Here is a 14,234-nt window from a genome sequence, read left to right as displayed (position 1 = left end):
CATGGCAAGGCTTTGGTAGGCTCCTTCCCGGGGGCTCGCGAGAATACTCCATTGTATGAGGACAGATATCTATCGGTGATTGACCTATCAGATTAGGACGGGGGTGAATTGAAGTTGGGTTATTCGAACGATGGCGATCATTCGGCATCGGATGCAGCGCCGGATGGGCTCGGAGACCGCAAAGCGGACCATATCCGCATTTGTTTGGAGGAGCCGGTCGAAGGGCGCGGAGTGACGAACGGCTTCGGAGAGTACCGGTTCAAGCATGCGGCGCTCCCCGAGCTCGACCTCGCGGACGTTCAGCTGGAGACGGCATTCATGGGGCATCGGCTCGGCGCTCCGTTGCTCGTCAGCAGCATGACCGGCGGTTCTCCGGAGACGGGGCGCATTAACCGGACGCTTGCCGCGGCGGCGGAAGCGCAAGGGTGGGCGATCGGTCTCGGGTCCGTCAGATCGGCGCTGGAGCATGATCGGTTGGCCGACACGTTCCAAGTACGCGGCGAGGCGCCAACGGCGCTGCTCTTTGCGAATTTGGGCGCCGTGCAGCTGAATTACGGCATGGGCGTCGAGTATTGCAGGCGAGCGGTAGAGCTGGCGGAAGCCGATATGCTCGTCTTGCACCTGAATGCCCTACAGGAGGCGTTCCAGCCGGAAGGGAATACGAATTTCGGCGGCTTGCTTCGGCGGATCGAGGACGTTTGCCGAAAGCTCGAGGTGCCGGTCGGATTGAAGGAGGTCGGTTGGGGCATCGACGGTGAAACCGCGCGACGGCTTAAGAACGCGGGGGCGGCGTTCATCGACGTGGCTGGCGCCGGCGGAACGTCTTGGAGCCAAGTCGAGAAGTACCGCAACAAAGATCCGAATAGACGGGAAGCCGCGGAAGCGTTCGCCGATTGGGGCATTCCTACGGCGGAGTGCGTTCGCGAGACGCGCGCCGCGCTTGACGGGAGTTATCCCCTCATCGCTAGCGGCGGATTGCGCAGCGGAGTAGACGCCGCCAAAGCGATCGCGCTTGGCGCGGACTTGGCGGGATTCGGCCGGATGCTGCTGCAGGATGCGGTAGCGTCCGTCGAATTGTTGTCGGCAAGGCTCGCTCGCGTAGAACTGGAGCTGCGGACGGCGATGTTCGCGATAGGCGCCGGCAGTATCGAAGTGCTGAAGGGGACGGAAAGACTCGTGAGAAGATAAAGCTCGCGCACGTATCCGTTTGGCTTGTCTTGGCAACGATTGGCGATTCGGTTACTATGGCTAAGGAGTAGAAGGACATGGCTGAAAGGTCGAAGGCCGTAGGGAGGCGAACGCAATCATGACGGATAGAACGAATGCATGGACGAAGCTAGCCGGCGGCTGGATTCAGGTAAAGGTGCCGTTGCCGTTCGCGCTGAAGTGGGTGAACAGCTACCTGTTGCCCGAAGAAGACGGACTAAGCTGGACGATTATCGATCCGGGCTTGCATACGGACGATACGATAGCTTTCTGGGAAAAGACGGTGGCGGAATGCGGCATTGCTTGGTCAAGCATCGTCCGAATCGTGCTCACGCATCATCATCCGGACCATTACGGCTTAGCCGGGTGGTTTCAACAACGATCCGGGGGCGCGCCGGTCTACATTTCGCGAATTGCGCTGGACGCGGCGATCCGCTTATGGGGAGAAGGGGAGACGTTCTCGGATGAGCTGACCCGAGCGTTGATCGCGAACGGGCTTGCGCCGGAGCTGGAAGCGGACATGCGGGAGCATCTCTTCTCTTTCAGAGCCAGAGTCTCGCCGCACCCGACCGACGTTCGAATCCTTGAGCCCGGCGGGCGGATTCGCATGGGAGGCGCGGAATGGCTTATGGTTCGAGGCGACGGCCATGCGCCTTGCCATCTGAGCTTTTATGATCCGGTCGCCAAGCAGCTCCTATGCGGGGATCAGGTGCTGCCGGATATTTCTCCTAATATCGGCTGGATGCCGAACGCGGACGACAATCCGCTCGGTTCTTTCCTGGATAGCATTGCCGCGATGCGTTCGCTGGAGGTGGAGATGGCTTACCCGGGCCATCGCGATCCGTTCCCGGATTTTCGCAAACGGGTGGAACAATTGCTCGAGCATCATGAACGCCGTTTAGCCAAAATGACGGAGCTCCTCGGCGACGTCTCCGTATCGGCGTTCGAAATGTGCGAGCTGCTGTTCGGACCTAAACTCCGGAGCAACGCGCACCAGCTCAGGTTCGCGCTGGCGGAGACGATCGCGCATTTGATCGTGCTGGAGCGGCGGGGCGTCGCTAGACGCATCGAGGAAGCCGGGCGGATTCGGTATGAAAGAACCGGATAGACGCTGTCGATCGACTGCGATAGACTATTCCCATAAGCATGCGCCGTACCATCGGATCTAGAATTCGGCGGGACGGCGCTATTTTTATTTTCGAGAGGGGATCGGGTAAGCACTCTTGGAGGGTGGCATTGAGCGCAGAACAGCTCTTCGTCTTGTTTAGCTAGTTGTCGTTGATAGTTCAAGCTCACTTGCATGGCTCGTTTAGTTGCGCCGGCAGCATTTAAATAGCCTGTAATAGAGAAAAACCGCCGATTAGTTGCATTAATAGCAACTAATCGGCGGTTTCGATTGCCCCGCGGGTTCTCGGTCGGATTTAGTTGCGGTTTAAGCAACTACGTAGAGCCGCAAACGTCGTAGGGCGGATTTAGGTGCGCATCAAGCAACTAAATCTGATACCCTACGCAATCGCGTGCCCTCACCGCACCTCACCCCGATGCTCCGCCCTCATCCAAAGCTTCCTGAACCGCCTCGCGCTCCGCTTGCTTGCGATGCGCAAGACGGCTCGATGCCGCTGCCGCGATCGCGCCGACGATGTCGTCGAGGAACGTATGAATTTGACCGCTGCTCTTGTCGTTCAATTTCTTGAGCACGCCGGGCTTGAATTTATCGATATAGCCAAAGTTGGTAAACCCGATGCTGCCGTAGACGTTAACGATGCTAAGCGCAAGTATTTCGTCGCACCCGTACAGCCCTTCGTCGTATTTGATCATGTCCTGCAGCGGAGGGAGCAGCTTGCCTTCCTCTGCCAGCAAATCCAGCTGGATGCCGGTTAGGATGGCATTTTGCACTTCGCGTTTGGACAATACCCGTTCCACGCTGGCCACGCATTCCGCAAGCGTAAGCTCGGGAAAATAATCTTTTTGCAGGAGCATGACCAGCTGTCCGATCTGTTCCTTCGTTACCCCGCGTTTCGTAAGCCACTCTTCGGTCGATTGGGCGACGAATTTGCTGTTCAGACGATAGACGTTCGGTTCTGACATGAACAACACCTCTCTTCTTGGCGGATGAAGCTTCCGCATGCGAATCGGAGTCTCTCGAGGACAAACCATACATAATTGTCCAGGGGGCTCGTATACATAGTACTACAAAATAGGGATGCGAAGAACCGACGGTCCCTAGTGGGAGGAATAGAAGATGAAATCGAAATTCGATCGGATCATTAAGCGAAAAATGGCGGCGTCCGTCCTGCTGCTGCTCCCATTAATCGCGGCTTGCACGCAAAACGGCAACAACCAGCAAAACGCGGCGGTAGACCCTCCGCCGTCCGACGTCGAGAATATGATGCTTGGCGACTCCGACGGAACGGCCGAGGACGTGTCCCTGAACAAGGATCAGCTTACCGTATATCTTATGGACCGGAACGGGTATTTGGCACCGATGACGCTCGGCGTTAATTTAGCGGGCGAGTCCCCGTCCGAGGCAGCGGAACAAGCGATCGCTTGGATGACATCCGACGACAAATTGAAGGATCAGCTTCCGGAAGGCTTTACGGCGATATTGCCCGCGGGCTTGAAGGCGGACGAAGTTAAAGTCGACGATGCGAAAGGCGCGATGACGATCGACTTCGCGGCTCCTCTGCCAGGGATGATCGCCGCGGATGAACGCCACATGCTCGAGGCGATCGTCTGGACGATGACCGAGCTTCCGGGCATTAACCAAGTTAAGCTTACCGTCGCCGGCCAGCCGCTGCGCAGTCTCCCTTCCTCGGGAATGCCCGTGTACGACGTATTGACCCGCGCGATCGGCATTAACGTCGAGCAAGCGAAGGGCGTCGACCTGAACCGCTCGATGGCAGTTACCTTATACTTCTCGTCGCAATCGGCATCGGGAGAAGGTTACTTCGTGCCGGTGACCCGCGTCATCGATAGGTCCGCCGACCGTGCCCGCGCGGCATTGGAGCAGCTTATTAAAGGACCGTCGGACGGAAAAACGCTGCAGCCCGTGCTGAAATCCGCGATGACGATCGAGCAATTGAGCCAACTGGCCGATACCGTCAACGTATCGTTGAAGGACGACAGCTGGCAGCCGAACTCCGACGTGTCCGCGGACATGATGGAGGCGCTAGTGCTGACGTTGACGGAAGCAACCGGCGCGCCGCAAGTACGGGTCGTCATGAACGGCGACGATTCCTTCTTGGATTCAAAGGATCGGAATTTCGATCAACCGGTTCTGCGCCCTACCGTCGTCAATGCATTGAAAGGTTAAACGTACCCGGGATATTCGGATGCGCCTTCGGTTGGCCTGTTGGCCGCGGAGGCGCATTTTGCGTACGCTCAGCCAATTGTTTCCATGCTCCTAGAATGCCCGAGTTGGAAAACTTAATCCAGAACGCGGGTATCCGCTCTGGATGCTTTTGTCCGGATACTCTGGTAGAATGGGTAAGATTCAGTACGTGGGAGGCATATAACGATAATGAGATCCGATGGTAGACAGCCCGGTGACTTGAGATCTTTCTCCGTCACCCTACACCCGAATAAATATGCGGAAGGCTCCGTGCTCATCGAAGCCGGGGACACGAAAGTGTTATGCACGGCCAGCGTCGAAGAGAGAGTGCCGCCGTTCTTGAAAGGGCAAGGCAAAGGCTGGGTTACGGCAGAATACTCGATGTTGCCTCGCGCAACTCATTCGCGCAATCAGCGCGAGTCGGCCAAAGGCAAGCTTACCGGCAGGACGATGGAAATTCAGCGTTTGATCGGTCGCGCGCTTCGTTCCGTCGTGAATTTGAACGCCCTTGGCGAAAGGACGATCACGCTGGACTGCGACGTGCTGCAGGCAGACGGCGGCACCCGCACGACGTCGATTACCGGCGCGTATATCGCGTTGGCGCTCGCCATACATAAACTGGATAGCACCGTGAAATTCGGTAATTACCCGCTGACGGACTATCTGGCATCGATTAGCGTCGGCGTCATGCAAGAGACTCCGGTCGTCGACTTGAACTACGAAGAGGATTCGAAAGCTAAAGTCGACATGAACGTAGTCATGACGGGCGCGCGCGCGTTCGTCGAAGTACAAGGCACGGGCGAGGAAGCTCCTTTCTCCCGTAAAGAGTTGGACGCTATGCTGTCGCTGGCCGAAGAGAGCATTCTGAAGCTGATCGAGCTGCAAAAGGATACGCTCGGAGCGGCTGGCGCGCGGATCGGCGGAGGCAAGGCATGATCGAACGCGGCGGAACGCTGGTGATCGCGACCCGCAACGGCGGCAAGACGAAGGAGTTTCGCGAAGCGTTCGGCGCTCTCGGCATCGAAGTGAAAGACTTGCGCGAGATCGACGGCGTGCCGGACATCGAGGAAACCGGAACGACGTTCGCGGACAACGCCTTCATTAAAGCGAAAGCGGTAGCGGACATCATCAAGCTGCCTGTACTGGCCGACGATTCCGGCTTGTGCGTCGATGCGCTGGACGGGGCGCCCGGCGTTTATTCCGCCCGCTACTCGGGCGAAGGCGCGACGGACGCGAAGAACAACACTAAGTTGCTTCGGGAGTTAACCGCCGCAGGAGCGAGCGTTCGCGCGGACGGCGTGCCGGATGCACATAGCACGGCGCGATTCGTATGCGCGCTGGCGATGTACGATCCGGCGGACGATAGCCTGGTGCAGGTGGAAGGCACGATCGAGGGGTTCATACTCGGCGAGCCTCGCGGCGAAGACGGCTTCGGGTACGACCCGCTGTTCTGGGTGCCGGTCCACGGCAAGAGCATGGCCGAACTGACCGTTGCGGAGAAAAACGCGATCAGCCATCGCGGCAACGCGATCAAGAAGCTTATCGCGCGGTTGCAAAGTTAGCGACATTATAGAAGGACCGTATGGAGCGCACGGGATGTGACGCACATACGGTTCTTTTTTTGCTATTTATAACGATATCCCCGTCGCTCAGGAAGACACACCATCATTGTTTTATCGGATTTTCACGGTATAAAGGCACATATGCCCTTAAACGCGTCGCAGGATCGGGATTTCATGGAATAGAGGCACATATGCCCTTAAACGCATCGGAGGATCGGGATTTCATGGAATAGAGGCATATATGCCCGTAAACGCGTCGCAGGATCGGGATTTCATGGAATAGAGGCACATATGCCCTTAAGGGAAGTGTAACCGCGGAAATCGAGGTTGCAGCGTGGAAACAGGAAAACGGAGGAAGTGTAACCGCGGAAAGCAAGGTTGCAGCGTGGAAACAGGTGAGCGGAGGAAGTGTAACCTCGGAAAGCAAGGTTGCAGCCGGACCGGAGCTAGTTCATCTTGAGTAAAAACAACAATCCCCCTCGCTACCTGAGCGAAGGGGATATCGTTGTAAAGGGACATTTTACGATACGTCATAATGCGCGCTAACTCCCTACAATACAATCCGCACCTTATAGTGCCTGAGCCAGAAGTCCATCTGCAATAAGTAGGCGAACAACTGCGGGCCGGACATGAGCTGTCCGAACCATGGCAAATGCGAGCTCGAATCCGGATTAGCGGCCAGCTCCCGAACGCGCGTCGTATTAATGAGCGGCAACAACGGACAGGTTGGATCGTCGAGCCGATCCAGTAATCGCGAGCGGACGGCGATCAAATAGTTAGGGTTGTGCGTTTTCGGATAAGGACTCTTTTTGCGATACAGCACGTCATGAGGAAGAACGCCTTCGAGCGATTTTCTTAAAATACCTTTTTCGCGGCTTCCCGCGGTCTTTATTTCCCAAGGAATATTCCAGACGTATTCGACAAGCCGGTGATCGCAATACGGAACACGAACTTCCAATCCGACGGCCATGCTCATCCGGTCTTTGCGATCGAGCAGCGTCGGCATGAAGCGGGTTACGTTCAAGTAACTCATTCTCCGCATCCGTCTGCGCGCCTCGTCCTCGCCCGGCAATTCCGGCACTTCCCCGATCGCTTGCGCGTAACGGTCCGCCAAATACACGTGCGGCTGCAGCTTCTCGCGTAGCTCCGGAGACAGCAATCCCGCGCGCATCCCCGTGGCTAGCGACCAAGGGAACGTCTCCGCTTTGAGCGCCTCCTCGCGATGGAACCACGGGTAGCCCCCGAAGATTTCGTCGGCTGCTTCGCCGGAAATCGCTACGGTCGCTTCCTTCTTGATCTCGCGGCAAAACAACAACAGCGAAGCGTCGATGTCCGCCATGCCCGGTAAATCCTTCGCGAGCACTGCCGCCTCTAACGCATCCACGAGCTCCGGCGTATCGAATTGGACGGGGTGGTGGACGGTGTTCAAGTGCTGACTCATGCGGGTAATCCAAGGCGCATCGGCGTTCGGTTGGAAATCGTGAGATTTAAAATGCTTATCGTTGTCTACGTAATCGACGGAGAACGTGTGAACGTTGCCTTGTCCTTCCCGTTCGTAATAATCGACGGCTAGCGCGGTCAAGGCGCTAGAATCCAGTCCGCCCGACAATAACGTGCAGACGGGGACGTCGGACACCAGTTGCCTTTCTACCGTATCCTTCAGCAGCGCGCCGACCCGCTCGGCCGTCTCGGCTTCGTCGTGCTCATGCGGGGCGCTCTCCAATTGCCAATAGGCGGTCGTGCGCATGCCGTCGCGATCGTACAGCATGCAATGTCCCGGTTTCAGCTCGAAAAAATCGCGCCATACGCCATGACCCGGCGTTCTCGCCGGTCCGATGACGAACAACTCGGCAAGACCTTCCGCGTCCACTTCCGCAGGGACGTCCGGGTGCGCCAGAATCGCCTTCGGTTCCGAGCCGAACAGCAACCGTCCTTCTTCCCGCCGATAAAAAAGCGGCTTGACGCCAAGCCGGTCCCGCGCCATAAATAGCTTTTCTTCATCGGTCTGCCAAATCGCGAACGCGAAAATCCCGTTGAATTTCTCCACGCATACCGGTCCCCATTCCACGTAAGCCAGCAACAATACTTCCGTGTCGCAGGTCGTGCGGAAGCGGTAGCCGTGCGTCTCTAGCTCCTTGCGAAGCTCAGGCGCATTATACAATTCGCCATTGTAGACGACGACGCAATCATGGTGATCGGCGTTTTTCGTAGGACGAATCATCGGCTGCGCCCCGTTGGCGGGGTCCATGACGGACAACCGGCGATGCCCGAACGCGCAATGCCGCGACAGCCAGGTTCCGGCCGCGTCAGGACCTCGCAATTCCAACGTTTCGGTCATTTTCTCGATCGTATCCGCCTGCTTCGTTAGATCGTTATTCCAATCGATCCAGCCGGTTATTCCACACATGCGACTTCACCTCACCAGATGATATGCGAAATAAGGCATAAAATGTATGTCCGCGGGGAGAAAATACATTACGGAAACGGTACGATACCGGGAAAGGAGACCTCATGGCCTAATGACTGAAGCCCATGTGCCGGACAGCGATAGGAAGACGTATTACGTCTCGGTCGGAGCGGGACAAGTATTGGAAGATAAAGAGGCGGCTCCGTTCGAGCTCGTCATTCGCGCAAACGAGGAGGAGCTTAACCAATTGCAGGAGCTGTTCGAGGAGACGTCCAGCACGGACGAAGCGGGCGCATTCACCCTCGAAGGCAGCCCTATGGTAAGCGATTCCCCGGAAGACGCGACATACGACGGGCTCATCCATAGCGTGTACGAATTGCTCTATGAGCTGGGCACCGATGAGACGAAACGCCATATCGAGTCGATGGGTATTTTACATTGAACAAACGGGGGAGATCCGCGCGATGATTACGGTTCGCGATGCCCGGTATTGCAGGGTGCTGGACCGCGGGGGGCATCGGCTCGCCGAAGTCGAGGTGTACACGGGACATCCGAGAGATCCGCAGCTGGTTGCCTATTTCAGCGTCGACTCGAACGGCGCGTTCAAATTGGAGAACGTGTTGACGAACGACGCGGACGCCGAGATCGATTGGTTCGATAACAATATGCATAGCGCGATGTACGACGTCTCGCCGCAAATTTTTTCGGGACCCGACCATTTGGGACTGTTCGACCGGAAAGATTTTGCCGCTCAATTGTTAGCCCGCGAAGGAGTAAAGGAAGCGCTCGAAAGGAACCTTAAGCGGGAGGCCGATTAACGAGGAGGAACAACCATGGCGGACAAATTCAAGAAGAACGACGGCAATAAATACGCCAACCAGGGAGATCAATACGCGCAGCAAGTCATCAAAAAGCGCGACGAGCTCCATCCCGCGCAGAACAGTCCGGCGAGGCCGCACAATCGGTAATCAAATAGGCTTTGCATGAAGCAGGGTCGCCCGAGGAGAAGTTTTTATTCTCCTTGGAGCGACCCTTTTTCTCATGGTTGATTTGGTTTCACCCCTACTTTAGCGCGGTCAGAACGACGCCGATGGCAATGAGCCCGACGCCTGCCGCATTCATATAGGAGATTCTTTCTCCGAGGAAGAAATACGCCAGTACGACCGCGAGGACGACGCTTAGTTTATCGATCGGTCCGACTTGAGCTACTTTACCCGTTTTGAGCGCGAGAAAATAAAACAGCCAAGATAGCGCGCCCGCCGCCCCGCTTAGCAGGATGAAGAACATCGCTTTGCGCTGGGCGACGATCTCGCCGAGCTGCCCGAATTTTCCTTGCACGAGGACGACGCCGAGGAGGAATACCGTCATCACGACCGCGCGGATCGCCGTCGCGGCGTTAGCGTCGATATCTTTCAGGCCGAGCTTGCCGAAAATCGCGACCAAAGCAGCGGTAGCCGCGGACAATAACGCATATACGAGCCACATTCCCATAGTTGCATGTACCTCCGTTTTATTATCGCAACGCATGACTTTTCTCTTATTTTACCTGACTTGGCCATCGTTAGCCTACGGATATGAGATAATAAGGCAGCATTGCGAAAAGCAAAGCGAAAGGATGGATGCTTGGATGGCTGTGAAGAAGATTAGATGGGGAATCGCGGGGCCGGGATGGATTTCTTCCCTGTTCGCCAAAGATTTGGCCTTCGCGGAAGGCGCCGAATTGGTTGCCGTCGCGGGGCGCGATCTCGGCAAAGCGGAAAAATTCGCCCGGGAGTACGGCGTTCCTAAAGCATACGGAAGCATGGAGCAGCTGGCGCAAGATCCGGACGTCGATATCGTGTACATAGGCACGCTGCACCCGATACATAAGGAGAACATGCTGACGTTCCTTCGCGCGGGCAAAGCCGTATTGTGCGAGAAGCCGTTTACGATGAACGCGGATGAAGCGGAAGAAGCGATCGCGTGCGCGAAGCAGAACGGCGTGTTTTTGATGGAGGCGATGTGGACCCGTTACTTGCCTGCGATTCGCAAAGTGCGCGAGTGGCTCGCGGAAGGGAAAATCGGCGAGGTGCGGCTCGTGAAGGCGGAATTCGGCTTTAACGTCGGCTGGCAGCCGGAAGGCAGGTTGCTCAACCCCGCGCTAGGAGGAGGTGCGTTGCTGGACGCCGGTATTTATCCCGTCTCGTTCGCTTCCATGGTGTATGGGGTGCAGCCGGATAAAATCATGAGTACGGTCAGAATCGGAGAGACAGGCGTGGATGAGCAATTTTCCTTACTGTTCGAATACGCGGGCGGACGCACCGCATCGTTGCATGGTTCCGTGCAGCTCGGGATGGTTAACGACGCCGTCATATACGGAACGAAGGGACACATTCATGTACCGGGTTTCCTCGCCGCGCGGTCCGCGACTTTGAATGTCTCGGGCGAAGAGCCGGTCACGATCAACGACGATCGCAAGGCGCACGGCTTCGCGTTCGAAGCGGAAGAAGCGATGGCATGCCTCCGCGAAGGACGCCTGGAAAGCGACGGCTTGAAACTGGACGAGACGGCTAAGATTATGAACACGCTGGACAGCATTAGATGGCAATGGAACTTGAAGTATCCGTTCGAATAAAAGCAAAAGCCCGCGAACCTAGGTTCGCGGGCTTTTGCTACGCTATATAACTTTTGCATACATTCGTGTCAATGGCGTCCCAGGAGGGACTCGAACCCCCGACAACTCGCTTAGAAGGCGAGTGCTCTATCCAGCTGAGCTACTGGGACACGCGAGAGCTATTGTATCACAGATTTATTTTGATACGCAAGGCTATAGTTGGTATTTATTTTATCGGCTTCACGACGGGGAAAGCTTGATAAGAACGTTTGTTCGTAATATAATAAGAACAAATGTTCCTGTTGGAGGCGAATCTAGTGTCTATCGAGAAATTCATCGGACGGATCATCGAGCTCATTTACCAGGACAGCAAGGGAAACATCACGAAACGGCAAATTAGCGTTTATCAAGTGGATCGAGGGAAGCTTAGGGGGTTCGATACGGTCAAACAAGCGTACCGGACGTTCGCGCTGGAGCGAATTTTGGCGGCTCGTCCTGTCAGCGGCTTGTAATCTGCTTGCGGATTCCCGATTAGGCAATGGCTCAAGCTTCGAACGGCGCATTTTTCCATTTGCCTTGCTGTTCGTGCTATAATGCGGTGATAGATGGAACATGCCGCGTTGGACGGCTTGGAAGGGGGAATCCCCATGACGGAGCAACATAAAGATAATCTCGTCTTATTTCCGAAGACGCTTGACTACTATCAGATTCAATTGACCAAGATGTTAGAGACGGAACGATACGGCGACGCGAAGGGATTGCTCGAGTTTTTGCTGCAATGCCATGGCGATGCCGAGCGTCATCATACGGAATGGCAAGCGCTGCTCGGGTGGCTGGACGCCGCCTTCCCGGAAGCGGTCAGCGGGTTGAACCCGGACGGGTTGCTCGAGGGTGAAGAAGAGGAAGACGAGCAGGAAGAAGACGGCTGGCTGAAGCGGAAAGTAATTGACCGCGTGCAGACCGATACCGAATACATACCGAAGCTGTTGGCCTCTCTTTACAACGGGGACGATCCCGAGCAACAGTTGCTTGCGCTCGGGCAGCTCATGCACGTCGAACATCCGGACATCGAGAACGCGCTCAAGCAATGGTTGGCACGGCAGCCTTACTTGCCGTCCGTCCAGTTCAGAGCGTTGCAGGCTTTGCGAAAGCAAGGAAGCAGCGGGCCTGTTATGTTTTGGCGCGACGGGGAAAGCTTGACGGTAGAGGCCGGCGATACGCCGCTTGCGTTTGCCGAATTCCCTCCGGGCATTCACGATGTGCTGGAGCGCGTATATCAAGCCGCCGAAGTGTCCGATCCGACCCTCAGCTACTTCGCGGAGGAAATGTGGAAGGAATGCGTGCAATCGGCTTACGGGTCATCCATGTACAGAAGCATGATCGACGGCAGCGACAGCATATCCGACCTATGGGCTGCGGCGCTTCACCAGCTTCTTCTGGAGAAGCTCCAAGGCAAGCAGAACGACGAGTGGATTAGAGAACAATACGGCATTACGGCCGAGCTGCGCTTTCGTTACGAACAAGCGCTCAGGTGGCTGCGCCAATACGCCTTGGAGCCTCGCAATTCATGATGAGTGGTTTTTCCTTGAATGGCGGTCGATGTTGTTTTATAATAGAATGGTTTATGTAATGGCCGCATAAAACGCGGCAAGAAGTTACGGAGGGGAAAGCATAATATGAAAGCAAACTGGGAAAAAATAGAGAAGAACATCGGTGTCCTTGACGTCGAGGTCGATGCGGACCAAGTAACGGTCGCATTGGACAAAGCGTTCCGTAAAGTCGTTCAAAAAGTGAACGTACCTGGATTCCGTAAAGGCAAAGTGCCGCGCGGCATTTTCGAAGCTCGTTTCGGTATCGAAAGCCTGTACCAAGACGCGATCGACATTTTGTTGCCGGAAGCGTATACGAAAGCCGTTGAAGAAGCCGGTATCGAGCCGATCGATCGTCCCGACGTGGACGTCGAGCAATTCGGCAGAGGACAAGCTTTCAAATTCAAGGCGAAAGTTACCGTTAAGCCTGAAGTTAAGCTTGGCGCATACAAAGGTCTTGAAGTGCCTGTAGAAGACGCTGCCGTAACCGAGGAAGAAATTTCCGCGGAGTTGAACCGTCTTCAACAACGCCATGCAGAGCTCGCCGTCATTGACGAAGGTCCTGCTCAACTTGGCGACCAAACGGTTATCGATTTCGAAGGCTTCCTGGACGGCGTGCCGTTCGAAGGCGGCAAAGGCGAGCAATACTCGCTCGAGCTGGGCTCCGGCTCCTTTATCCCAGGCTTCGAAGAACAAGTCGTCGGCTTGAACATTGCCGAAGAGAAAGACATCAACGTTACGTTCCCTGAGAGCTACCACGCGGAGAACTTGGCAGGCAAGCCTGTCGTGTTCAAAGTCAAGCTGCATGAAATCAAGCGCAAGAACGTGCCTGCGCTCGACGATGAGTTCGCGAAAGATGTTAGCGAATTCGATACGCTCGACGAATACAAAGCAGATTTGACGAGCAAACTGCAAGAACGCAAAGCGAAAGATTTGGAAGGCGCTCGCGAGCTTGCGATCGTCGACAAAGCTGCGGAAGGCGCAGAGCTCGAAGTGCCTGAAGTGCTCGTGAACAGCGAAATCGATCAAATGCTGAAAGATTTCGAGAACCGCCTGCGCATGCAAGGCATGAACCTTCAAATGTACTACCAGTTCAGCGGTCAAGACGAAGCTGCGCTGAAAGAACAAATGAAGAGCGACGCCCAAAAACGCGTCCGCAACAACCTGGTACTCGAAGAAATCGCTAAAGCAGAAGGTCTTGAAGTATCTGAAGCGGACGTCGAAGAAGAGCTGGAGAACCTTTCCAAGCTTTATAACCGTCCGGCCGAAGAGCTTCGCGACATCTTCGCTTCCAACGGTTACTTGGAGAACCTCAGCTCCGACCTGAAAGTTCGCAAAGCCGTGAAATTCCTCGTCGAGCAAAGCAAATCCGCGTAAACTTACAGCATCAAGCGATACGATAAGGCACGTGTAACCCGCGTGCCTTATTTTTCACCCCAATTACATAGCGAGAACAAGCATGGCGAATCGGTAATACCCGACAGGCGCTTGTCAACATGACATTCGGATTTGAACGTGTTAGAATAGTACCGAGATTTGAAGTCCA

The 14,234-nt window shown here is 55.6% G+C and carries 15 protein-coding genes and 1 tRNA gene; 12 read left to right on the top strand and 4 right to left on the bottom strand.

The annotated features are described in order from the left end of the window. Positions 1–114: 114 nt before the first annotated feature. Both fni and ACFPQ4_RS07655 read left to right on the top strand, forming a co-directional pair. Positions 115–1,188 (top strand): type 2 isopentenyl-diphosphate Delta-isomerase, encoded by a 1,074-nt coding sequence (fni, locus tag ACFPQ4_RS07660; RefSeq protein WP_378111390.1) that lies wholly within the window; start codon positions 115–117, stop codon positions 1,186–1,188. 118 nt (positions 1,189–1,306) lie between these two features. Continuing rightward, positions 1,307–2,314, top strand: coding sequence for an MBL fold metallo-hydrolase (locus ACFPQ4_RS07655; protein WP_378111193.1), 1,008 nt, complete (start codon positions 1,307–1,309; stop codon positions 2,312–2,314). Between the two features lie 425 nt (positions 2,315–2,739). Here ACFPQ4_RS07655 and ACFPQ4_RS07650 read toward each other — a convergent pair whose 3' ends face one another. Further along, a complete protein-coding gene (locus ACFPQ4_RS07650) occupies positions 2,740–3,294 on the bottom strand; it encodes a phosphatidylglycerophosphatase A family protein (RefSeq protein WP_378111192.1) in 555 nt (184 codons plus the stop codon). 154 nt (positions 3,295–3,448) lie between these two features. Between ACFPQ4_RS07650 and ACFPQ4_RS07645 the strand changes: the two genes are divergently transcribed. The 3 genes from ACFPQ4_RS07645 to ACFPQ4_RS07635 all read left to right on the top strand — a co-directional run bounded on the left by ACFPQ4_RS07645 (position 3,449) and on the right by ACFPQ4_RS07635 (position 6,099). Next, positions 3,449–4,519 (top strand): GerMN domain-containing protein, encoded by a 1,071-nt coding sequence (locus ACFPQ4_RS07645; protein ID WP_378111191.1) that lies wholly within the window; start codon positions 3,449–3,451, stop codon positions 4,517–4,519. A gap of 207 nt (positions 4,520–4,726) precedes the next feature. Continuing rightward, complete coding sequence (rph, locus tag ACFPQ4_RS07640) at positions 4,727–5,473, top strand: ribonuclease PH (RefSeq protein WP_378111190.1); 747 nt, start codon at positions 4,727–4,729, stop codon at positions 5,471–5,473. Beyond that, on the top strand, positions 5,470–6,099 hold the full coding sequence (locus tag ACFPQ4_RS07635) for an XTP/dITP diphosphatase (RefSeq protein WP_378111189.1): 630 nt from the start codon (positions 5,470–5,472) through the stop codon (positions 6,097–6,099). Before rph ends, ACFPQ4_RS07635 begins: the two co-directional genes overlap by 4 nt. A 550-nt stretch (positions 6,100–6,649) precedes the next feature. Here ACFPQ4_RS07635 and asnB read toward each other — a convergent pair. Beyond that, a complete protein-coding gene (gene asnB, locus ACFPQ4_RS07630; protein ID WP_378111188.1) occupies positions 6,650–8,506 on the bottom strand; it encodes an asparagine synthase (glutamine-hydrolyzing) in 1,857 nt (618 codons plus the stop codon). A gap of 112 nt (positions 8,507–8,618) precedes the next feature. On the opposite strand from asnB, the gene ACFPQ4_RS07625 reads away from it, so the two are divergent. From ACFPQ4_RS07625 to ACFPQ4_RS07615, 3 genes are read left to right on the top strand one after another with little or no spacing between them, the layout of a single operon-like run. Beyond that, complete coding sequence (locus ACFPQ4_RS07625; RefSeq protein WP_378111187.1) at positions 8,619–8,948, top strand: hypothetical protein; 330 nt, start codon at positions 8,619–8,621, stop codon at positions 8,946–8,948. A 22-nt stretch (positions 8,949–8,970) separates the two neighbouring features. Then, positions 8,971–9,324, top strand: coding sequence for a hypothetical protein (locus ACFPQ4_RS07620; protein WP_378111186.1), 354 nt, complete (start codon positions 8,971–8,973; stop codon positions 9,322–9,324). A 15-nt stretch (positions 9,325–9,339) separates the two neighbouring features. Next, entirely contained in the window at positions 9,340–9,474 is a 135-nt protein-coding gene (locus ACFPQ4_RS07615) for a hypothetical protein (protein WP_378111185.1), read from the top strand. Positions 9,475–9,568: 94 nt separating this feature from the next. Here the strand turns inward: ACFPQ4_RS07615 and ACFPQ4_RS07610 are convergent, their stop codons facing one another. After that, positions 9,569–9,997 (bottom strand): EamA family transporter, encoded by a 429-nt coding sequence (locus tag ACFPQ4_RS07610; protein WP_378111184.1) that lies wholly within the window; start codon positions 9,995–9,997, stop codon positions 9,569–9,571. 136 nt (positions 9,998–10,133) lie between these two features. On the opposite strand from ACFPQ4_RS07610, the gene ACFPQ4_RS07605 reads away from it, so the two are divergent. After that, entirely contained in the window at positions 10,134–11,120 is a 987-nt protein-coding gene (locus ACFPQ4_RS07605) for a Gfo/Idh/MocA family protein (RefSeq protein WP_378111183.1), read from the top strand. A 72-nt stretch (positions 11,121–11,192) separates the two neighbouring features. Here ACFPQ4_RS07605 and ACFPQ4_RS07600 read toward each other — a convergent pair. Then, positions 11,193–11,269 (bottom strand) — tRNA-Arg (locus ACFPQ4_RS07600). A gap of 147 nt (positions 11,270–11,416) precedes the next feature. On the opposite strand from ACFPQ4_RS07600, the gene ACFPQ4_RS07595 reads away from it, so the two are divergent. The 3 genes from ACFPQ4_RS07595 (at position 11,417) to tig (ending at position 14,065) form a co-directional block, all read left to right on the top strand. Beyond that, a complete protein-coding gene (locus ACFPQ4_RS07595) occupies positions 11,417–11,611 on the top strand; it encodes a hypothetical protein (RefSeq protein ID WP_378111182.1) in 195 nt (64 codons plus the stop codon). 135 nt (positions 11,612–11,746) lie between these two features. Further along, positions 11,747–12,670, top strand: a complete 924-nt coding sequence (locus tag ACFPQ4_RS07590) for a hypothetical protein (protein WP_378111181.1) — start codon at positions 11,747–11,749, stop codon at positions 12,668–12,670. A gap of 105 nt (positions 12,671–12,775) precedes the next feature. Continuing rightward, entirely contained in the window at positions 12,776–14,065 is a 1,290-nt protein-coding gene (tig, locus tag ACFPQ4_RS07585) for a trigger factor (protein WP_378111180.1), read from the top strand. The last annotated feature ends 169 nt before the right edge of the window (positions 14,066–14,234 follow it).

This window comes from Cohnella yongneupensis (genome assembly GCF_042655785.1).
Classification (GTDB): Bacteria; Bacillota; Bacilli; order Paenibacillales; family Paenibacillaceae; genus Cohnella; species Cohnella yongneupensis.
Note: the sequence above shows the minus strand (reverse complement) of the source record. Positions and strands in the feature narration are given on the sequence as shown.